The organism is Nitrospira sp. (assembly GCA_024998565.1).
Classification (GTDB): domain Bacteria; phylum Nitrospirota; class Nitrospiria; order Nitrospirales; family Nitrospiraceae; genus Nitrospira_A.
This window is the reverse complement of record JACOEM010000012.1, coordinates 115,738-136,498: the sequence shown is the minus strand read 5'-3', so window position 1 is coordinate 136,498 and position 20,761 is coordinate 115,738. Positions and strand designations below refer to the sequence as shown.

Sequence of the window (20,761 nt, the reverse complement as noted above, 5' to 3'; positions counted from 1 at the left end):
GCGATGCCGCGTTGACAGTCCTCCTGTGCTCGGTTATGGTCCAGCGCGTGAACGCGAGTCCTTCACCTCACCGCTCAACACCCGCGTGGTCCTGGAGCGCGGTGGCCGACCTGATCCGGCTACGGAATCAGTCCGGCACCTGGCTCTTACTGTTGCCCAGCCTCTGGTCGTTAGTCCTCGCAAATGATGGCCGACCACCGATATGGCTGCTGTCCGTCTTTACTCTGGGAGCCTTCGTGATGCGTAGTCTCGGCGTGGTCTTCAACGACCTGGCCGACCGCAATTTCGACAAGCATGTCGCACGCACCCGCACTCGGCCGCTCGCCGATGGTCGCCTTGCGCCAAGACAGGCACTGGTTGTCGCACTGGGCCTGGCACTGATCGCGGCCGCGCTGGTGATCACGCTCAATCCCATCACGATGCTCTTGAGTCCTATCGCCCTCCTGCTGGCGGCGATCTACCCCTTCAGCAAACGATGGATTCAGATTCCGCAAGGGGTGCTGGGCATTGCCTTCGGTTGGGGAGCCGTAATGGCGTGGGCTGCCTCACGCGGCTCGATCGACGCGCCGGCATGGTGGCTCTTTGCCGCGACGACCTGCTGGGCCATCGCGTACGATACGATCTATGCGCTCCAAGACCGCGCGGATGACCGCCGCATCGGCGTGAAGTCATCCGCGCTTCTCTTCGGAGAGGCCGTCCCGGTAGCCGTCGGGCTGTTCCTTGTGGGAATGGTCGTGTGTCTGGTGGCGGCCGGGCGGTTGTCCGGCCTCGGGATGGGATACTATCTTATGCTGGCCATGCCGACCGGAGTCTTCCTGTGGCAAGTGCGACGATTACAAGCGCCCGTCAGTCCGCAGATCGCTTTCGCCATGTTTAAACAGCATGTCTATTCAGGCGTAGCAATCCTCGTCGGTATCTGGATCGGGACCCTGAGTCACACTCCCTAGTCGGCTATTCGCCCACTTTTCCGAGTGGCTGATCGGGCTTCGGAGCGCGGAGTGTTTTCAAATAGAGCGCCACAGCCTTCGCATCCGCATCATTCAATCCCAAGCTCGGCATGCGCGTATCAGGCTTCATGGCTTGCGGGTTGCGCAGCCACCGGTAGACCCAGGTTGGATTCAAACGGTATCCGGCACGATCCAACGCAGGACCAACTTTTCCACCCTCGTCGCCGATCTTGTGGCATCCGTTACAGCCATACTTGGTCACATAAATCTGCTTGCCGACTTCCACCAGTTTCGCGGCCGCATCCGGCTTCATGTTGAGGTCTGGACGGGCAATATTGACGCCCTTTCCCGGCCGGGTGGTGAAATTCGCCACGGCTGCCGTCGCTAGGTCCAGTTCCTTTTTGGCCTGGCCCATCGCCTGCATTTCTTTGGCATAGGCGTTGTCGTCGACTTCCACGCCCTTCTTGTCGGCCTCGTCACTGGCTTTCTTCTCGGCTTCCTGTTCTAAACGCTCCGCCTCTTTATACTTTTGGTCAGCGGCCTGCAGGGCGTCTTGGAGCTCCTTCTTCCGACCCTCGACGTTAAATTCCAATTTCTTGCCATGCAAGGAGCGCACATAGCCGACGATGCCCCAGATTTCTTCCTCTGACAGCGTGTACTTGAAGGTCGGCATAGTCGGCACGGCAAACTCATCGTCACCGATCTTGTCGCCGTTCGGGCTCGTATCCTTCATATCGCGCGAGATCGTGGCGAAGATATCTTCGTCTTTGAATGTGCCCATTTCAGATTTATTGGACAAATCCTTCGGTTTCGGGTCGGTCATTGAGGACCAATTGAAGCCCTCATTCTGTCTTCCATTCTCACCGTGGCAGTGCATGCAATAGTGCGCGTAGAGCTTCTTGCCCTTCGCGGATTGTTCGTTTTGAAACATCGAACAACCCCCGGATCCAATGAGGCCCGAGAGTCCGACGACCACTGCGACCGTTCCAACTACGCGTATTCTTCGCCACGCCCTCATGCTCACGACCCTTTCTTTAAACGTCTCACGAGGACCAACTCAAAGCCCAACGCTAAGGCCACCGCGAGTAATGCATACATGTACGGCGAATAGTCCGGCGGCGCATCGGCCCGGAAGTACCACCAGGATGAAATGGCCTTTTCAGACCCCTTTTCCTTCGGCTGCCCGGTCTCCATCTTCTTACCGTCCCAGACGGCAAACGCGATGCTGGCGAACTGCCCGGGTTGGAATTGCGTATCCTCAGCCACATGCTCGGTGCTTAAGGCACGAGAGAAGACTACTTTCCAGACCCCGCCCTGGTAGACGCCTTTGGCTTTGACATCCTGATGTCCGTGCGGTTTCAACGTGCCGAAACCTTTGGCTCCCAGGTCTGCGCCCTTACCGTCCTTGTTCTTCCAATACCAGATATTGACCGGGCCACCCTCTACCTGGGCCATCGGCTGGCCGTGGGCGAAATGGGCCTTGGTATCGCCGACCATGAATTCCAGCGCTGCCGCATCATCAGGATCTTCAGATGGATCGCTATACTCCAGCATGATAGCCACGGTGGTACCGTCATGAAGTCCGCGAACCTTGACGCTCTTAGCCGTGACATCGGTAATACGGACCGGCCAATGCACCTGAGGAGACATCGGGAATTCCGACACCGCCGCGGTCGCCCAGGCCGCTGCCGTCGGATCATCTGCCGGAAGGGATCCTTTCACGAGCGCGGCGCGCACCGACACGCTCTGCTGGCTATAGGCCGGCTGCACTTCGGCGGCCACGCACAGCCCCACAAGGCCGACGGCCCCAACCCACCAACTCGTTCCTGGTCTCCTCACTCGTGCCATACGCTCCCCTTAATTGCTCAGCAGTCCCTGATCGGAGAAATTACTCGGACTCATCCCACGTTCTTGGTTTCTGTCCGGCTCCATCGTACTCGCCCATAATGACTTTCCAAATATCCTCGTCGGACATCTCCAGTTCCCATCTCGGCATGGCCGTCTTCCATGGCATCCCTTCGACAGGAAGGCCTACGCCTCCCTTCTTGATCCGCCAGAAGAGATAGCTTTCCTGCAGCATGGCGATCGTCGTCGGATCTTTAAAGTTGGCCGGCGGCGGTGTGAAGCCCGGCGCAGCGAAGCCCTTCCCATCGAAATTCCCGTGGCAGGGAGCACAACGCGAGGCGTACAGGCCTTTGCCGTACATAATATTCTCGGGGGTCTTCGGAACCGGATTCGAAAGCCCCGTGTATTCTCCCGGAGGAGCGGGATGAATCGTGCGATTTTCACCCGGTGGTGCATCACTGGAGGCCGTGCTACCGTAAGTCTGCCATCCCACCAACAAGGGGAACAACGCCAGCACGAGATACCGCGCACTGCTCAGCGCCCCTCCGCCTTCTCCGGTGAGGAAACGCAGGATCGGACCGAAAAATGCGTCTTTCGAGGCGCCGCTCAGAGTCGCAAAAATGACAATGCCGGCGGTCGTCAGCATCAGGTATAGGAAGATCAAGCTCGAAGGCAGCGGCGCGGAATGCGGCAAATTCGGGACAATGAACTTTAAGAACAGATAAATGCAGACCGTCAGGATTACCGGTCGAACGAGTACGCCTCCCATAACCACCCTCCTCTACTTCACCGCCAACTATCGAGCCTGTGCCATTGCGAGCGCCCCGGCATCAGCCGCTTTGACCGGCGCCGGAGTGGGCCGCGGCAAATCTAATTCCGCCGGACTCACACTGATGGGCTCTCCGCTCATCTGCTGCAGGAACGCGATGACAGATAGAATTTCGTTCTTCGACAGACCGATCGGATTCTTGTTGATATACGGCATCCGGGCCGGATACTCCTTCGGAACGCCCTCGTGTCGGTAGTCCAGGTAGAGATAGGCTTGCGGTTCCGTCAAACTCTCAAAAATGAACTCGCGGGAGAGCTTGGCCCCGATGCCCTTCAGATCCGGACAGCGTGCCGATTCGCTCGGGCCGATTGAATGGCAGAGCGCACACTGGCCCTTGCTGAAGAAAATCTTCTGCCCGATCGTCGCCATGTCCGTCGGCGTCTTGATATCGGCGATGTTGATGCTTTCTTCAGCAGGCGGCAATGAGGCCATCTGGGGAACGGCCAGTGCGACCAATGAAAACAGTCCCAGCACGATCGCCACGAAACCAATGACCCGAATGAATTGCCCCTTGATGAACAGGAGGATCACTGTTCCGAGTCCGATGACACAGAGACCGATTAACTGCAGTTTGACTACTTCACTCATAAGTCCTCAACAAAGGATAATGATCACGACCCACCCCTGGTAACCAGGGGAAGATCATCTTCCCGATCAGACCGGACGTTTTTCCTCAGAAGCCTCGGCCTCAGGCCCATCCAGCGCCGGCGACCCGCCGGCCATCGCGGGAATGGCTCCCGGCTCTACCGACCCCTTGGTGCTGGCGGCGGCCTTGGCCTTGTCTCCCATCGTGGCCACCCAGAAGATAAACGCGACCAACATGCAGAACAGGAACGTATTCAGCGCCATCAATGCGGCCGCATACCCGAGGGCCGGCGAGAAAGCATACTGTGACGAGTCGCGCATAACGCCGTACACATGCCAGTGAACGCGTGAAGAAGAACGCGCGTAGCCCATCAGCGTCATGAGCAGAATAACCATGACCGCATTGAGCACCAACGCATAGCCGGCCCGAGGCGGCATTTTCCCCCAGACCATTTCCGTGGTGGTCTTCGCGCTCTTCAGCAGGAGAGCGGTCAGCGGCGTAATCGTCAGCATGACGAAAATTACGATCCCGACCTGGGATGTCGAGAAGTAGTTGATGCGAATGATCGCCGGAACGAAGTATCCCCAGACGCCGAGTACGATCACGGCGATACCGGCCAGTCCGAGCACTCCGCCCATAAGGGCTTTGGCAGCCCTGGCCCATCCGGCCGTATCTTCTTTACCCGCACGCCAATACATGATGAAACTCATGAACGTCACGAGCACCATCAGATTGGACACGGTCATTTTGGCCGACATGACACCGAAGACTCCCAGTAACGGGTGGTGTGTGCCTCCCATTTTCTGGGCCTCTTCGAGGCTGGCGACGAGTGAGTGCGGCGTCATCCAAACACCCAGGCATAGAAGGAGAATAATCAACATCGCCATAATCGGTTTGCGATATTGAGTTTCGGACCCAGGAATTCGATGGGTGATACCGAGCCAGAAGTAGTAATTGGAGCCCAGAAAGAGCACGCCGATCAACATCGCCTGCAGAATGAACAACCAAGAGAGGAATCCGCCCATGAGCGTGATACCCATCTGCTGGTTGTACTGATAAATTTCCCGCATCAGCCAGTACCCGGCGAACGGAAGAGGCAACAGACCGAACACGCCGATAAAGTTTCCGACGTAGCCCATCCAATCGTAGTGATACCGCTCTTCCTGGCTTTTGGCGGACAGATACCGGATGCCGGCGTAAGCGCCGCAAATATAACCACCGAGCACCACGTTGGCGATCAAGCGGTGAATGTTGACCGGCCACCAGGTCGGATTCCAGGTCGCAGCCCAGGCCCGTGCGAAGTCGCTGCCCTCAGAAATCACCACCGGACTGGACTGGAACGTCGCCCACGAGTTGGGCACGATCATGATGAAGAACGCGAAGACATTGAGGAGGAATCCCAGGAAAATGTGAAACTTCTTCCCGCTGCCCTCGGCCATGGCGTCCCACCCGTACCAGTAGAGGTACAGCGTGGCTGTCTCGACAAGGAAGAGACAGCAGTAAACGAGAAAAGACGGGAAAAAGATATCCGTGAGATAGGCCATCAGCTTCGGATAGAAACCGATGAGCAGGAACAACAGAATACCGCCGAACAGGGCCGTCGTGGCGTAAGAAGACGTCAGAAGCTTGGTGAACTCTTTTGCCAGCTTGTCGTAGCGCTTATCTCCTGATTTCCAGCCGACGATTTCGCACAGCCACGCAAAGATCGGCACGCCAAGCACGAAGCCGGCGAGCAGCAAATGGAGCTGGGCGATGATCCAGACAAGGTTTCGACTGCCGATATACGGGATGTCTCGATAGGCGGTCGGAGCCTGCGGCGCGGCTTCCTGAGCGAGAGCCATATCCGGCAGACCCACCCATGCGAGCAGTGCAGCACATCCGGCCAAGAGGGCGGCGCGGCCTGCAATTCGGCGCCCGTTATTTGTGACGATCTGACCCTGGTTCATCATTGTTCTCACCTCGTCATTCGCCATGATGTCATTTGCCGCTTCCCGCCGGTTTCCCGGCTGTTGATTGCGTAGGCTTACCGTCACTCTTGGGAGCGCCATCCTTGACACCGGCTTTCTCCTTGCCGCCCTTCTGTTTTTCTTTTTCGTCTTCTGCGGTTCGCTGTTCGATTGCGGCAATCTTCAGCTCTGCATCTTTGAATGCCTTCTCTCCTTTTAAGAGCGACTTTTGAGCATCAAAGGGTGGAGCGACCGCCTCGGTAGCAGGCTTACAACATTCGTGCGGGTGTGGAGTGGACACCGGAAGCACGGCCCAGAATAGGATACTCAGTACTGCGCCGGCAGCCGTAAAGGCCGTCAACATCAAGCTCTGATCGGCAGGCACGCGGATCATATCCCAGCGCGAGATGAGCTCTTGGTAAGTGTCCCCCGCCGGTTGAGCCCCGGCAACACGCCCTTCAACCAGCTTTCCAAGAATCGAAAGGCCGACATAGGTCAGCGCCAGGAGAACCACCAATGACGCACTACCCCAGGCCGTAAACTCAAGACCGATTCGCTCAGCGACCGGCATGCTCTTGAGCATATCCATATCCAAAATGGACTTCGTGATTGAACGAGCGAGATCGGTCGCGCCGCCCTGTACCACCCACAAGAAGGGAAGATAGATCGCCCCGGCGACCGCGAAGCGAACCCACAGTCCGACGCCCAATGAGGCAGGGGGCTCAAGCCGCAGCCGCTCCAAAAACACGGTACGCGCAACCAGGCCCAGCGACCAAATATCGATGGGAATGCAGAGTAGGAACAATAGCGGCAGGCCTGTCCCTTCTCCAAAATGGAAGCCGACACCTAGCGAGATCACGAAGAATGCAAAGACGCTGACCGGAGTCATGAGCAGCATCAGGAAGGTAATGCCGAGTTTCGTCTCCAGATGGATCGTCCCCATCGCCATAAACAACATGGCAAACGCCATCTTGATCGGCAGGGCGGTCCAGCAGGCCGGCCAGAGAATGCTAAGCCCCAATTTAAATGACGACATCGTCTCTCGACCAGTCATGTGCCCAAGATCCTCCGCCTATTCCAGAAATTCGCGGTTGATGATTGCCGCCACGGTGAAAATCAAAATGCTCGCCATGACCACAATCCATCCGATCAAGGCGATCGGTCGTTTGAAGATATTCCGCTCCGGATCACGATCAATGAAGGGCAATGCGGCAAGCAACGCCATGAACGCACCGGGCAGAGCGATAGCACCAAGGAACTGCCCGAACTCGCCGGCAAAGACTTTGAGCCGGAGGAGCTGGAAGAGGAACAGGAAGTACCATTCCGGCTCCGGATGGTAGTCTCCTGGATCCGGCGTGGCCTCTTCCAGAAGCACAATCGGCTCCCAGAACGCGAGGCTACAGATGCACAGGAAAACCGCCACCATCCCGACAATGTCTTTCCAGATTTGACGGGGGAAGAAGTAGTCGGTCTTAGCCTTAATTTCTTCCACGCTCCCACGGAACGGTCCGGCAGGGCCGGCCTTACGGAACAGGAAGAGATGCAGTCCCGCCAGACCCATCAAGGCCGCCGGAAGAACCATGACATGGATGACAAAGAAGCGACTCAGCGTCATCTGGCCAGGGGTCGCGCCCCCCTTCAGGAAGCGAGCCATGAAATCGCCGAGAAGCGGCGTCTTGTCCATGATCTCAACGCCGACCGTCGTGGCCCAGTAAGCCCGTTGGTCCCACGGCAACAGATAGCCGGTAAATCCGAATCCCATGACAATGCCGAAGAGGGCCAAACCGACCAACCAGATGAGTTCGCGCGGTTTTTTGTAGGCGCCCCAGAGAAAGACTTGAGACATGTGGGCGAACACACACACGACCATCGCCGTTGAGCCCCAGAAGTGATAGCTCAACAGGAACCAGCCGTAATCCACTGAGTGGATGATGTACTGGGTGCTCGCATAGGCATGGTCTGCGGTCGGCACGTAGTAGAACATCAACAGAATGCCAGTGACCGCCTGCATGATGAAAATAAAGAGCAGGACGGAGCCAAATACATAGGCCCATCGCGACCCGCCAGGGACGGGCTCGTTGAGCATTTTGGCTTGCAGAGTCTTCAGCCCGACGCGCTCGTCGACAAAGGCTAAGACTTTTTCAATGGCTGAGGGCTGAGTGGTCGTCGGCTGCGTAGTCGTATCCATTTAGACAATCCGAACCTGGGCCTTCGTGCCCGCCTTGAATTCCATATCGATAATGGTAATGTCGCCCGTTGCAGTAACCTTAATGGGAAGCGGATCCAACGCGCGGGGAGCCGGCCCATCGAGGACTTTGCCGGCCGCGTCATAGATGCTCAAGTGACAGGGACAGAGGAAGACCTGCCCGAGGGTTTTGTGGGTCCGCCACTTGAACCCGCACCCCAGGTGAGGACACTTGCCGGAATACGCGATGTAGGGCACGTCTTTTTTATTGGTCCAGATAAGCTTTCCGGCCGCGTCGTGAAACTCCATGTCTTTGCCTTGATACACGGTTTCCAGGACTTTCGGAGTCGCCTTCAGAACCCAGACGTTTTTGTCGATTTCCTGTTCCGGCATGTAGGCTTCTTTAATCTTCCGCTTGTACTTGAACTGGACACCGACGTCATCCTGCTTGATCTTTCCGGAATTGCCGATCTTGAGCCACTGATTGTCGAACGGGGCATACATCGGCTTCATCAGGTACCGCAGGACTGGGAATGCGATCGGCAGACCAATCAGAAAGCCGATGGCGTGCGTGAAGTTCATAAAGAAGGTGCGACGCTTGACGCTACGCTCAAGCTCAGGGAACGGAACCAGCACTTCACCCGGGGTGACGTGGATGCGCTCTTCCAGATGAGCAATTTCCACCTCATGAGTGGTGACATACTCGTCACGCTTAAACGCCGGCAATGTCGCGTACTCGGCCGAGGTGCCGCGAAGCATCACGACCTCTTCGGTCACTCCTTGCACCTGTCCCATGGGGACCTGGCGCTCGACCGAGTCCGCCGCGCCGGCGCCGACCACGATATGGCTGATTTCGTGGGAGAGCGGGTCCATAATGACCCGGCGCACCTCCCCGACTTCACCGTCCGTACATCGAACTTTGGATTTCAGTTTCGGCTGCATGATGCTCACTTCATCTTGATCGGCTTCGGCGTATTGACCGAAGCGTTCTTGTAACCAGCCAACCAGACGGCCAAAGCTTCCACATCTTTCGGCTCCATCAGGTCCTTGTACTTGTCGGGCATTTTGCCCTTCTCGTACTCCTGCTCAAAGCCTTCCGCCTTGTAGCTCTTGGGATCGAGAATCTTCCTGGCAATTTCCGCGGCAGGCAGAAGGTTGCCGATATTGTCCAATTCGGGGCCGCGCTTTTTTCCGCCCTCACCGTTCAATTTGTGGCAGTTGTAGCATTCCTGCAGCTGCCATTGCTCCTCACCGAGCTTGGCGATATCACCACCAGAGGCGGCTGTCGTCGCCGTCGGCGCAGCCTCTCCACCGGCCTTTTGATCCGCCGGGGCCTGCGCCGCGCCCAATGCCTGCAAACGCGCGGTCAGCTCTTTGGCCTTTTCATCGAGCGCCTTGGCGCGCTGCAACAGAACCTCGACTTTGCCGGCCTCGTAATGCTCCCGTTTGGGCTTCAGAATCTTCTCGATCTTGCCCTTCTCATCTTCGGGATCGTACTGCGGCCACATCGAGGCGCCGGCGATGTACACCACGGAGAGGATGGCATAGAACACGAGCAATGCCCCGACGGCTTTCACGCCGCCAAAGGGCTTCAGTGTCGGAAAATCGAGAATCATGAAGACGATGGCACCCAGCATGGCATAACCAAAGAAGAGCGCCTGAAAGACAAAGGGGAAATCCAACGCCTTGGTGGCGCCGAACAAGATCCCGCCGATCACGACCCCCACGACCAGTTTCTTAATCACGTTTCCCATGAGTACCCTCGCTTACCGCACTTCCAGTATGGTGACCGACTACTTAGCTCCTGCCGGAACAGGGCTTCCCTCATGTGCATGACCCTTTGAATCCGAGGGGCGCAATGTCACGATGATGGCAAAGCTGACGACTGCGTAAAAAACGATGGTAATACCGGTGATCCACCAGGCCGAGTAGGAAAGCGTCGGCGTAAAGGACTCGGCGGTGAAGTCCGGCAACAGGTTATACGCATGAAAGTATTTCCGTAGCAGCGATCGCACGGCGCCCATAAGTCCCATCGTCCAAATCGCGCTGAACGCCAGGAAGACGAGGACGAATTGCGAGGCAAAATCGATCTTGCCCCAGACAATGGTCCCTTGCGAGACGGCCCGGTTATAGATGACATAGTTCACGACCGTGACGAACACCAGCGTGAAGGCGGCGGAGTTCTTCGCCGGCATGAGCGCCAGGAAATTCCAATCGGACGGCAATTCAAGTTCGGCGACCAGCTTGGCACCCGTGGGCACAAAGCCATGGGGCGTCATCCAGATGGCGTTTCCGACAACGACCATCAGGAACCCGACTTTAATGACCGTACTGGAGGAGACGGTGATCGGAATAAATCTCCCGAGGATCACCGGCGCCAGCAAAAGCGGAAGCAAAAAAGCCAACGAAGTCGGGTCCGGCACAGGATAGTCGGTCAACACCTTGGTCATTACGATGGGCAGCAAGACCATCACGATCGGCGCGATCACCGTCATTCTGACCCGCTCGACACCTTCGATCCGCTTCATACTGAGCCAGATGTAGTAGTTACTGGCCAGGAAGATGAGACCGATCATGGCGCCCTGCATCTCGAAGAACATGGAGAGCTGGTCGGCCATCATGTAGGGGCAGATGGAGGCGTCGTAGTCGCAAAGTTCATAGGCCAGCAGATAACCCATGAACGGAAGGAACAGCAAGGCACCGACGCCGATCATGTTGCCGACGAAGCCCATCCAATCGTAGTACGCCCGTTCCTCGTCCTTCTTGGCACCCATGAACATATAGGCCGCAATCAGGCCCGCCACAAATCCACCGAAGGTGACGTTCCCCACCAGACGGTGCAAGTTGAGCGGCATCCAGCTGTAATTGAACACCTTGTCCCACAGGGAGGCGGTGGCCAAAAATTCGGCCGGCGAGATACCTTCCGCCCTCACCGGCGTATTCATGAAGGACGTCGGAGCGTCGATCACGAACAGCGTGATTGAACCAATGAGATTCAACAAGACGCCCAACGCGATGTGCCGCGCCTTCTTCTCGCCCTTCCACGCATCCCAGGTATAGAAGTACATGTAGAGAACGATGGTCTCGCCGATAAACAACAGCGGGTACACCACCGCAAAAATCAGGAAGAAGTGATTGATGAGCCAGGTCGTGAACTGCGGATAGGTTGCGAGCAGCACAAAGATAAAGAGACCGCCCGTCAAGGCCGTCATGCTGTAGAGAATGACCGTGACCTTGGTGACCTCTTTCGCCAGCCGGTCATAACGAGGATCCTGCTTGCGATACCCCAGCCACTCCGAGATCACGACGAAAATCGGGGCCCCGAGGATGAACCCCGCAAAAAGAATGTGGAGCTGAGCGACGATCCATACCGCCGTTCGGTTCCCGGTATAAGGGAACTCCACGGGGGGCGCACTGGGAGCCTGGGCGTAAGCCACCCCTCCCAATATCGCCACTAGCGCGAACATAACCAACAAACAGCGCTGCCAGATTTTCATGATGTCTCGCCGCTCCTCCTCATTCCAACCGATTGACCCGTGACTCGAACCGAACCCGGCGTGAGCTACTTCACCTGATCAGCAGGTACCCAATCCTTCTTATTGGCGTCCCAACCCTTGCCCGCCAACCCGAAGGAACGCTCGAACGCCAAAATCTTCCAACGATCCTCTTCGGACAACTTGCTCTTCCAGGGCTTCATCTTGGTGTTGGGAACGCCCTCTGAGATGCGCCAGAACCAGACCGAGTCCGAATACAACTTCATGCGATCGCCATTGCGGAAATCCCGGGCACCCGCCTTGACCGGCTTACCGTCTTTGCCATGGCAGCTGGCGCAATTGACGTCAGGATTCTTGCCGCCGATGTACAGCTCCTTACCTTCTTCGATGATTTTCGGATCCGTCCACCAACCGGCAGGCATATGCTTGTCGGCATATTCGGCGGGAGCAGGCGGCGGCGGAACCACCGGACCTTCGCCTCCCCCTTCACCACCGCCACCGCAGGCGGCGACGCCAAAACCAAAACCAAGAATGCCGACCATCAGAGCCAATCTCTTCATGCCTGCCTGTTTCATAAAAAAGCTCCCGCTCCTTTCTTCATGTCGGCGCCCTCTCAAGCACCGACACCCATTTACCATCGACAGAAAAAAAAGACGCTTCCCTGCGGCGCAATGAGCAGCCACAGCAAAAGCGTCAAGACTCACAATACAACGAGGTCACGTTTGGACTTCCCCGCCTACTTCTTGCTAATCGATCCGGCGAGGAACAATGCCCCACGGACCGTGCCCTATTTCTGCCGCTTGCCCTGTCCCTTCTTTCGCCGTTGCTCTTCTCGCATCCGCTTGCGGGAGATCTTTAGCCCAATCCATCCCACAATAGCAACAGCCGCGATCCCCAGCCCGTACAACAACCACTGCGGAGGACCAAGATCGCGCTCGCACCCGCTACCGAAATCAACCCGAAGCTTACGTTCCGTCTCCAGATCGTTCGGATCGAACTGGATCTTAAAATTCTTTTGCTCCCCGCCGGCTTCAACCAACAGCGGGTCGCCAACATTATCGTTATGAAGGTGCAGGGTGACTTTATAGTACCCGTCACCATCTGTCGTCACAGTCTGACCGACCGTGATCCGCGTATCCTTGACCAACACCTCGACGTTGGCGCCTGGCCGACCGTCTTTCCCGCAGACAAACCCTTCGACGGTAAATCGATGGTCAGCGGCATGACTCGCGAACAGGACCGACGGCACAAACAGCGTCGCAATCAGGCCCCAAACGACCGCGACGCGCGAGGCGGTGTTCCTGCTGATCGCTCTCCGCCATCGCATACGTATGACCCGTGCCGGACTGGTTTTCGGCCTCACAAACATCCCGCCCAGAGCCTGATTTTGAGAGGCCCCATCGACACGGACTCGCCCCAAATTTGAGGCCGACTCTTCTAGCATAGCCCCCCCTCTTTGTCAACAAATGGATGGAGTCAAACGGAGGGAGCAACGATGAAACGAGCGGCGGAAATGGAAGACTTGCGAGGGTGAATTGCGGCTACTGGCGCGGACAAGCGCGCTGGTCACACACAACGGAAGGTCAGCGGCGAATCAGCAACGCGAATGCTCATAGATGACCGCGTGACTTGGCTTCCGCAGCAGCGCGATCAATATCCTTCCGTCGCTCCGATTCCTTTTTTGTGATCCAGGCTTCCCAGGACTTGCCGGTGGCCGTGTCCTCACCGGTGAAGGCGATCGCCACCACCTCGGAAAATGGAATCGTCAGCGTGCCACTGCTGGTCGCCGGAAAAATCTCAATGGTGGGTTGCTCACCCGTCGCGGTGCGATTGAAGAGATATCCCGTCACGTGCCCCCCCGACTTCAATTCCACGGTGATATCGCCCCGGTAGTCAAATGCCAGCTCGATCGCCTCTGCCAGTTCCGTGAGGGAGGCCGGCCGAAAGACCCGGCCTTCAAGGCTGCCGGTCTCCGGCGCATGGTACTTCGCGTCGGTCATAGGTATCTCTTATCGTCTAGAGGGTGATGCGTGAAGCGTTCGGCCGGCTCAGCGGCCGAACCGCTTCACAGCTGCAGGACTCACAATCGTCTTCGCTCCGTCTAGCGGGCATTCGGCAACAGGGTGATCTTCACGGTCTTGGCAAACCCGGAGAACGACCCGAACGTATCCTCCACCGCCGAAGCCTCGTACCCGCAATGGACCATGCAATCCGCGCACTTCTCGTTACGCCCGGTGCCATAGGAATCCCAGTTCGTCTGTTCCATCAACTCCCGGAAGCTCGACGCGTAGCCCTCCTGGAGCAAATAACAGGGGCGCTGCCAGCCGAAGACGTTGTACGTGGGGTTGCCCCAGGGCGTGCATTGATACTCGCGCTTGCCCATCAGAAACTCCAGGAACAGCGGCGACTGATTGAACTGCCACCCGCGCTTCCGGTTGCCCAGAATCTTGGAGAACAATTCCGTGGTGCGACTGCGCTTGAGAAAATGCTGTTGATCCGGGGCCTTCTGATAGCTATATCCGGGCGAGATCATCATCCCTTCGACGCCCAGCCCCATCATTTCATCAAAAAACTTCCGGACACGTTCGGGGTTCGCGTCGTCGAACAACGTCGTGTTGGTCGTGACACGATGCCCTCGCTTGAGCGCCGCCTTGATCGCCTTCACCGCCACATCGTAGACCCCGTCCCGGCAGACCGCCAGGTCGTGTTCGTCCCGCAGGCCGTCCATGTGCACGCTGAACGTCAGAAATTTCGACGGGGGATACTCATCGAGCTTCCGTTCCATCAAAATCGCATTCGTGCACAGATAGACGTATTTCTGACGTTCCACGAGCCCGCGCACGATCTCGGGCATCTCGGGATGGATCAACGGTTCACCGCCCGGAATACTGATGATGGGCGCCGCGCATTCATCGGCCGCAGCCCAACATTGCGCCGGGGTCAACCGCTTATCCAGGACATGATCCGGATATTGAATCTTGCCGCACCCCGCGCACGCGAGGTTGCAACGAAACAGGGGCTCGAGCATGAGCACGAGCGGATACCGTTTGACCCCCCGGAGTTTCTGGGTCAACACGTACTTGGTCACTGTATACATCTGGGAGACTGGAACAGCCATCCCTCTCTCCTATTCTGGTGAATGTGAATGTAACGTACGACTGAGACTGCCGGCCTTCTAGCAGACAAACCGCGCGGATTCTACCATTGTGATTGAAAAATCGTCAATTTCGGCGGGATCAACCGGGCAGACCGGCGGCTCTTCTGGCGCGCGCCTCCAGCCCGTATGCGAGAATAATCGCGATGCACGCTCCCAACAGACCGGCCACGGCGGTATTGAAGACGACCCGCGGCTTGATCTGCTTGTCGGCAGGGACAGGCGAGTCCAGCACCTGAACCGTGGGCGTATCACGAGCTTCGGTTATTTTCGCCTGCTCATATTGCGAAGTGAGCAGTGCGTACAGTGTCTCCTGTACCTTCAACTCACGGAACAATCGCCCGTATTGCAGGGCCAGATCCGGCACCCTCACCATGGCCGGATGCAGGCGGTCTCCCGGCGAGGCGCCCTTCGTGCCTTTCCCGAACTCCAGCAAGGCGAGCTGCTTCTTCAACTCCTCGATGCTGGAACGGACCCGTGAGAGATCGGGATTGTCCGGGGACAGGTAGGCACTCATCACCTGCAGTTGTACCTCATAGCCGGTGATCTGCCCCTGGATCATGGCCGCAGCCTCGATCATGGCCTTGGACTGCGCCTCGACGGCCACCGCTTTATTATTTCGCTGAAAGTCCCGTAAGGCCTCTTCGGTTTTCACCAGTCCCGTTTGCGTCTCCGCAAGACGCCGCTCGATGAACGCGCGATTATAACTGGCCTTGCTGACATTCAAGGTGCGGTTCAGGCGGTCCAGACTGCTCACGAAAAAGGCTGCGATATCGGCAGCCCGCTGAGGATCCGAATCTTCCACCGTCACCTTGATGACTTTTTCTTTCGAGACGCTGACCCGAACCCGCTCTGCCAGTTCGAGGCGGGTATCGTGCATCGTCCGCTCGTTGTACACCGCCATCAGGCCGAACTTGGCAATCGCCTCGTCAGCCATCACCCGCGACTTGAGGATGGCCACAAAGACGTCGGTAGGCGTCGTCGGCATGCTGGGCATCCCCATCCCGAGATTCTGCGCCATCCCGCCGGCACCGGTGGTCGCCAACAGCGCCGCCAGACTCCCGCCTTCTTTCGAATCCAGCTGCGGCAGCAGGGTCGCGGTCGATTCATACGCTTTGGGAAGGAGGAGGGCACTGACGGCGAAGGCGCCCAGCAGCGAGACCATTAGGACCGTCGCCACCAGCCCCCGGCGCCGCGAGACCACCGACAAGAGATCCTGCGGCACCATCCCTTCGCGGCTCGTCAGGTTCGCCCCGTGACCGCGCGAAGGAGTCATGACCACCTGAGGAGTATCCAATACCCGACTCATGATGTGCTCACGTCCCGCTCATCGACCGACAACCGCGATACCGGCGGCCGTCAGAGCCACGCTGCCGATAATACTGGCCACGGTCTGCCACAGGGCCAGTTGTGGTGTCCGGGCCTCGATCTTTTGAGGCACCACGATCGTATCTCCGGACCGCAATTCCTTCACGGCCAGGTAGGCGGAGTCGGTGGTTCCGTTGGCCCGCATGACATACATCTCTTTCTTATTCGCATCCTCGGTCAGTCCCCCGGCCTGACGCAGGTAGTCTTCCAATCCCAGGCTCGGCCGATAGACCACCGTACTGGGATTCTTCACCGACCCGATGATACTGACCGTTTGCGACGGAGTCGGCATCAAAATCCGATCCCGCGCTTCCAGGATGATATCGTCTTCAGTGCCTTCGAGTTGCTCGATGGAGTCCATTCGAATGACCACACGCCCCAATTCCAGGCGGGAGGTGATGGCCTCCAGTTGCTGGAGCCGCAATGACAACACCTGTTGCTCGGCCAATCCTCCGCCAGTGGATAACACCGCGGCCGTGCTCAGTCCGGAGGCGCCTGCCGCTCCTCCCGCCGCCTGCGCCGTCAGCCGTTGACGTTCCGATGCCACAAACCGTTCCAACTCGGCCTGTTGCCGGAGCTTGACGGATTCCCGCGACAATACCAGCCCGGCGGGAAACGCGTTCTGCGTCACCCCGCCGGCACGCTTCAAGACGGAGCTTAATCGCTCACCCATTTCGATCGTGAAATAGCCCGGTCTTTTCAGCTCCCCCTCAACCAGCACTAGATTGGGTGGGCGATGTTGGCTGGCAACAACCACCTGGTCCAACCGCTGAAGCACGTGATTGTCAGCCTCGCTTCCTTCGAGCAGCGCCCGGGGGCTGAATTGAATCACTTTGGTTTGATAGGTGACCGGGTCGGTCCTCACGATTTCGGCACGATCGGCATAGGCATCCATGGTGAGCTGATCGTGAATCAACAGATCCTTCACCTTCATGCCGGGGCGGTATTCGTACGGGCCCGGGCTTTTCACGGCCCCGACAAGACTCACCACATTGGTAATTTGCGTCGGGAGAATGCCGATGCGCACATAATCTCCGTCGAGTAGAACCGGATCGCCGCCGGCCACACCGGGCCGGCTTTTTTCATGACCCTGAGACGCCAGCGCGCCGACCAGATCCACATCCACCATAATCCGGCCCCGTTCAGGATCAAGCCGGAACAGATGGCACCGTTGTCGGTCGGAAAGCGGCGTGAGACCTCCGGCAAGCGTCAGGAGTTCCGTCAAACGCACTCCGGGCTTCACTTCGTAGATCGCCGGGCGCTTGATCGATCCGCTGACCGCCACCACCGGACCGAGCGGCGGAACCAGCACCACGTCTCCCGACTGTAAACGCTGATCGAAACGTCGGTCTCCCCGCAGCAGAAAATCATACAGGTCCAGTTCCGCGACAGTCTTCCCCTCGCGCATCACCTTGACCTGGCGCAACGATCCCGAACGGGCCGGGCCGCAGGCGGCATAGAGCGCATTCGACGTGGTGGCCAACGCGCTGATTTCGTAGGCCCCCGGACGGATGACTTCGCCGACGACATACACTTTGATCGTCCGGATCCGCGCCATCGACAGGTGCAATTCGAATCGCTTCAGGAGATTGCTCAGTCTGGACCGCACGGTCTGCTCGACCTGTGAAAAAGTCTGGCCGCCGACAGGAATGGCCCCTACCTGCGGGATCACCATCATCCCATCACGCTCGACCGGCACGATGAAACTGCGATTGAAGCTCGGGTCAGGCACATTCCAAATGTGGACGGCAATCGAGTCCTGCGGCCCGACGATGAAATCCGGCCCGACCGGGACATCCTGGATCGGCGAAAAGGTATTGGCCTGCGCTTCGAAAAAGTCGTAGCCGAACTGTCGCACGCGGCTCTTCACGCCGTGCAACACGGAAAACTCGGCGAACGCCTCTTCAACATTGAAGTCCTGCTGACGGAGCAATTCAGCCGTAAAGGCCTTCTTTTCGGGCAAGGAACGCACCCCGCCCGGTTGGCCTCCGGGCGGATTCCCCGGCTGGCCCTGAGTTTGAGCGGCAGGCTGTTGAAGACTGGGAACGACTCCCTGCCCGAACGGCAGCTGCGAAACACCCCTTTTCTCACGTTCGACCTGAACCTGATACTCGATACTGGATTTTTCCTTCTCGGCCTGCAGCTTTTCCTGCCGGCGGTCGCGTTCTTCCTGTTCCTGCTTCATCCGCTGCTCGATCGAACTGGGCAACAGGCTGCTCGGTTCGACAGGCCAATAATCATTCAAGTTGGGAACCGTTCCCTTCGAACCGAGATCGGAGGGGAGAGGAATCGGACAGGGAGTTTGGGTCGGCACAATCGGCTGCAATGCGGTGGGGTTGGTGACGATGGCCTGCCCGAAACCGCCCCCGGCCCCGGGAGCGTTGAAGCCGCCGGGCGTGAACAGACTACCGGGAGTACCAGGCGCCGCTTGCTGCATCATGCCGGGTGGCACGGCTTGAGGCGGAAGATTCTGGGCCAACAGCGACGGCGGCAGGATGAAGGACGACACCAACATCCAAATCAAGGCATGGGAGAGGGCAACCCGGCGCGCAGGGAGAGTGGCACGATGATGGGGGATCATACTCACGACCATAACTTCTTAATCCCTCCCGCACGAGGCCGAGACTCGGCAGACTGTGGACACTGCCTGAGGATAATCGAGCCGTCCTCCGGCCAGGCGATAGCCGAGCAGCCAAACCGGTAGCCTAAAACTGCATGGCCAGAGAAGTCCAGAACAAATGGTTCTGGGCTTCGACGCCGGCGGCGAAGGTTTCGACAAACGGGGTAATCTGAGAAACCTGCCCGGGATTCTTGAGACGCTGAAACGTATAACCCACCGTGAGCTGGGTCCGGTTCGACCACCACCAGGTGAGATCCACGGCCGCCTCCCGTTTCTTCTCATGAACCGGTTGCCCGCGATCCCTCTCCTGCAGGTTAAAATTCGCGCCCAGCTGCAAGGTGTCGGTCAGATATCGAGTGGTGCGGACAAACAAGTCGGTTCCGTCGGTTCCCATATGGTGCCCGAGCGGAAACCCGCGGTACCGCATGCCGCTGGTATAGGGCGAATTGTTGTACCAGACCTGGCGCAGCTCGGGATGACGCCGCCGGCCGTAGTCCGTGTCGGCATACTCAATACGCAAATCCAGCGTATCCCCCTGGAACACCTGCGGAATGTAGATCCCGCCCAGAAAGGCGGTACGGCTTGGAACGGGAAGTTGCGACCACTTGTCCTCCGTTCCGGCCTCGCCGTAGAGCTGCAGCCCGGCCGGAAAGGGAATCAGATAGGGAATCGAAGGAATCCGGAGCCGGAAATCGGCCATCGCCTGCTCATTCACATCCCGATTGCCGGTTTGATTGGGCTCCGAGATATAGGCATCGAACACCACTCCGGGGAATGACTGGTCACGCCCGCGGCCGCCGAACTGCGTCAGACGAGTGAGTCCGAACTCCAGCCAGGAAGCCGGCAGGTAACTGAGCCGCAGCCCGAACAGTTTCGCGCGCGGGAAATCCCGATTCTCCTCCAAGCGACCTAGAAACGCATTGACCTTCCAGTCCCCAAGCCCGCTGAGAAATCCCGGCAATTGAAACGGGCGTTCCGTTCCGAGCTTGATCATTTCCATCGGGAACGCGTGATCGGTCAGCAGTAACGATCCGTGATAGCCGGCCCCCCACCACTGCGTCCCCCGCCCCACTTCCAGTGCGACATTGGCATAACTCAATTTGAGGCTGAACTCGCGCAGGTAGAAATTTCCGCTGTTGTTTGTCGCACCCAATCCCAAGAGATGGCGATTGCTGATGAACTTCGGCTGCACCATGACCGCGGCCCAGTCGCTCAACTCCGCCCATGCGCGCACATCGGTTTGATTCTGCACGCCGTTTACCGAGTATTCCCCGCCTCGATTTTCGCGAAACCGCACGGTCTGGCCGCCGCCGATCGAGGAGGCATCGAACTCCGACGTGACACGGGCGCCGAACCGTAAGGCGCCGGTTTTATCGTCGGGGCGCGCACGGACGGTACCCAGACGAATGAGTTCCGGACGGAACTCCGCGAGCAATCGTTCCAGGAGCGGTTCGGCAATCGCCTCCCGACCGTCCAATTCGACCTGATCCGCGCGGACTCGCTCGACCGCCCGCGCCACATACTGGGCCGCCTGCATGCGGCTGAACGGTTTCGCGCCGATTAACGCGCGGTCGATCACGCCTAATCCGATCAAGCGCTCAATGGCGTCATAACTCCAGTGGTGCAGCGGCACATTGCTGGAGGCCAGGGCAATCCCGTTCAGTAAGAGCCACAGCGCCAGGCCGAGACTGAGCGCGAATGAAAGGCGACGGATTTTCACAAGGCAGGCCGGACAGGAGTAGAAAGGGAAAGTTCGAGCATGAGCCGTGCGGCCTGAATCTCCGACA

At 58.2% G+C, this 20,761-nt stretch carries 18 protein-coding genes; 1 reads left to right on the top strand and 17 read right to left on the bottom strand.

Going from position 1 to position 20,761, the window contains the following annotated elements; genetic code table 11:
- Positions 1-101: 101 nt before the first annotated feature.
- The gene (gene ubiA, locus H8K11_17325; GenBank protein MCS6265513.1) at positions 102-947 is read left to right on the top strand and encodes a 4-hydroxybenzoate octaprenyltransferase; all 846 of its coding nucleotides are present in this window, start codon (positions 102-104) and stop codon (positions 945-947) included.
- A 4-nt stretch (positions 948-951) separates the two neighbouring features.
- Here the strand turns inward: ubiA and H8K11_17320 are convergent, their stop codons facing one another.
- The 17 genes from H8K11_17320 to H8K11_17240 form a co-directional block, all read right to left on the bottom strand.
- Entirely contained in the window at positions 952-1,965 is a 1,014-nt protein-coding gene (locus H8K11_17320; GenBank protein ID MCS6265512.1) for a c-type cytochrome, read from the bottom strand.
- A 2-nt stretch (positions 1,966-1,967) separates the two neighbouring features.
- The gene (locus H8K11_17315) at positions 1,968-2,795 is read right to left on the bottom strand and encodes a hypothetical protein (protein MCS6265511.1); all 828 of its coding nucleotides are present in this window, start codon (positions 2,793-2,795) and stop codon (positions 1,968-1,970) included.
- A gap of 40 nt (positions 2,796-2,835) precedes the next feature.
- Positions 2,836-3,561, bottom strand: coding sequence for a cytochrome c (locus tag H8K11_17310; GenBank protein MCS6265510.1), 726 nt, complete (start codon positions 3,559-3,561; stop codon positions 2,836-2,838).
- Positions 3,562-3,588: 27 nt separating this feature from the next.
- Positions 3,589-4,209 (bottom strand): cytochrome c, encoded by a 621-nt coding sequence (locus tag H8K11_17305; protein MCS6265509.1) that lies wholly within the window; start codon positions 4,207-4,209, stop codon positions 3,589-3,591.
- Between the two features lie 66 nt (positions 4,210-4,275).
- On the bottom strand, positions 4,276-6,156 hold the full coding sequence (locus tag H8K11_17300; GenBank protein ID MCS6265508.1) for a cytochrome ubiquinol oxidase subunit I: 1,881 nt from the start codon (positions 6,154-6,156) through the stop codon (positions 4,276-4,278).
- Positions 6,157-6,184: 28 nt separating this feature from the next.
- Positions 6,185-7,207, bottom strand: coding sequence for a hypothetical protein (locus H8K11_17295; protein ID MCS6265507.1), 1,023 nt, complete (start codon positions 7,205-7,207; stop codon positions 6,185-6,187).
- 18 nt (positions 7,208-7,225) lie between these two features.
- A complete protein-coding gene (locus H8K11_17290; GenBank protein ID MCS6265506.1) occupies positions 7,226-8,341 on the bottom strand; it encodes a cytochrome bc complex cytochrome b subunit in 1,116 nt (371 codons plus the stop codon).
- Complete coding sequence (locus H8K11_17285; protein MCS6265505.1) at positions 8,342-9,280, bottom strand: ubiquinol-cytochrome c reductase iron-sulfur subunit; 939 nt, start codon at positions 9,278-9,280, stop codon at positions 8,342-8,344.
- Positions 9,281-9,285: 5 nt separating this feature from the next.
- Positions 9,286-10,092, bottom strand: a complete 807-nt coding sequence (locus H8K11_17280) for a c-type cytochrome (protein MCS6265504.1) — start codon at positions 10,090-10,092, stop codon at positions 9,286-9,288.
- Positions 10,093-10,131: 39 nt separating this feature from the next.
- Positions 10,132-11,835 carry a cytochrome ubiquinol oxidase subunit I gene (locus H8K11_17275; protein ID MCS6265503.1) on the bottom strand — a complete coding sequence of 568 codons (1,704 nt, stop codon included), beginning with the start codon at positions 11,833-11,835 and terminating at the stop codon, positions 10,132-10,134.
- Between the two features lie 65 nt (positions 11,836-11,900).
- Positions 11,901-12,407 carry a c-type cytochrome gene (locus tag H8K11_17270; GenBank protein MCS6265502.1) on the bottom strand — a complete coding sequence of 169 codons (507 nt, stop codon included), beginning with the start codon at positions 12,405-12,407 and terminating at the stop codon, positions 11,901-11,903.
- A gap of 212 nt (positions 12,408-12,619) precedes the next feature.
- On the bottom strand, positions 12,620-13,159 hold the full coding sequence (locus H8K11_17265; protein ID MCS6265501.1) for a carboxypeptidase regulatory-like domain-containing protein: 540 nt from the start codon (positions 13,157-13,159) through the stop codon (positions 12,620-12,622).
- A gap of 283 nt (positions 13,160-13,442) precedes the next feature.
- Positions 13,443-13,832: a hypothetical protein gene (locus H8K11_17260; protein MCS6265500.1), complete on the bottom strand. Its 390-nt coding sequence runs from the start codon at positions 13,830-13,832 to the stop codon at positions 13,443-13,445.
- Positions 13,833-13,933: 101 nt separating this feature from the next.
- Positions 13,934-14,950, bottom strand: coding sequence for an adenosyl-hopene transferase HpnH (gene hpnH / locus H8K11_17255; GenBank protein MCS6265499.1), 1,017 nt, complete (start codon positions 14,948-14,950; stop codon positions 13,934-13,936).
- 118 nt (positions 14,951-15,068) lie between these two features.
- Complete coding sequence (locus H8K11_17250; GenBank protein ID MCS6265498.1) at positions 15,069-16,295, bottom strand: hypothetical protein; 1,227 nt, start codon at positions 16,293-16,295, stop codon at positions 15,069-15,071.
- Between the two features lie 18 nt (positions 16,296-16,313).
- Positions 16,314-18,947: an SLBB domain-containing protein gene (locus H8K11_17245; protein ID MCS6265497.1), complete on the bottom strand. Its 2,634-nt coding sequence runs from the start codon at positions 18,945-18,947 to the stop codon at positions 16,314-16,316.
- A gap of 112 nt (positions 18,948-19,059) precedes the next feature.
- On the bottom strand, positions 19,060-20,694 hold the full coding sequence (locus H8K11_17240; protein ID MCS6265496.1) for a hypothetical protein: 1,635 nt from the start codon (positions 20,692-20,694) through the stop codon (positions 19,060-19,062).
- Positions 20,695-20,761: the final 67 nt, after the last annotated feature.

What these genes read in the sequence shown, in the direction of transcription:
- H8K11_17245 (MCS6265497.1), bottom strand. Translation starts at nt 18,947, where the DNA reads ATGGTCGTGAGTATGATCCCCCATCATCGTGCCACTCTCCCTGCGCGC.
- H8K11_17300 (MCS6265508.1), bottom strand. Translation starts at nt 6,156, where the DNA reads ATGATGAACCAGGGTCAGATCGTCACAAATAACGGGCGCCGAATTGCA.
- H8K11_17260 (MCS6265500.1), bottom strand. Translation starts at nt 13,832, where the DNA reads ATGACCGACGCGAAGTACCATGCGCCGGAGACCGGCAGCCTTGAAGGC.
- H8K11_17265 (MCS6265501.1), bottom strand. Translation starts at nt 13,159, where the DNA reads ATGCGATGGCGGAGAGCGATCAGCAGGAACACCGCCTCGCGCGTCGCG.
- H8K11_17280 (MCS6265504.1), bottom strand. Translation starts at nt 10,092, where the DNA reads ATGGGAAACGTGATTAAGAAACTGGTCGTGGGGGTCGTGATCGGCGGG.
- hpnH (MCS6265499.1), bottom strand. Translation starts at nt 14,950, where the DNA reads ATGGCTGTTCCAGTCTCCCAGATGTATACAGTGACCAAGTACGTGTTG.
- H8K11_17275 (MCS6265503.1), bottom strand. Translation starts at nt 11,835, where the DNA reads ATGAAAATCTGGCAGCGCTGTTTGTTGGTTATGTTCGCGCTAGTGGCG.
- H8K11_17295 (MCS6265507.1), bottom strand. Translation starts at nt 7,207, where the DNA reads ATGACTGGTCGAGAGACGATGTCGTCATTTAAATTGGGGCTTAGCATT.
- H8K11_17315 (MCS6265511.1), bottom strand. Translation starts at nt 2,795, where the DNA reads ATGGCACGAGTGAGGAGACCAGGAACGAGTTGGTGGGTTGGGGCCGTC.
- H8K11_17285 (MCS6265505.1), bottom strand. Translation starts at nt 9,280, where the DNA reads ATGCAGCCGAAACTGAAATCCAAAGTTCGATGTACGGACGGTGAAGTC.
- H8K11_17290 (MCS6265506.1), bottom strand. Translation starts at nt 8,341, where the DNA reads ATGGATACGACTACGCAGCCGACGACCACTCAGCCCTCAGCCATTGAA.
- H8K11_17310 (MCS6265510.1), bottom strand. Translation starts at nt 3,561, where the DNA reads ATGGGAGGCGTACTCGTTCGACCGGTAATCCTGACGGTCTGCATTTAT.
- H8K11_17250 (MCS6265498.1), bottom strand. Translation starts at nt 16,295, where the DNA reads ATGAGTCGGGTATTGGATACTCCTCAGGTGGTCATGACTCCTTCGCGC.
- H8K11_17305 (MCS6265509.1), bottom strand. Translation starts at nt 4,209, where the DNA reads ATGAGTGAAGTAGTCAAACTGCAGTTAATCGGTCTCTGTGTCATCGGA.
- H8K11_17320 (MCS6265512.1), bottom strand. Translation starts at nt 1,965, where the DNA reads ATGAGGGCGTGGCGAAGAATACGCGTAGTTGGAACGGTCGCAGTGGTC.
- H8K11_17270 (MCS6265502.1), bottom strand. Translation starts at nt 12,407, where the DNA reads ATGAAACAGGCAGGCATGAAGAGATTGGCTCTGATGGTCGGCATTCTT.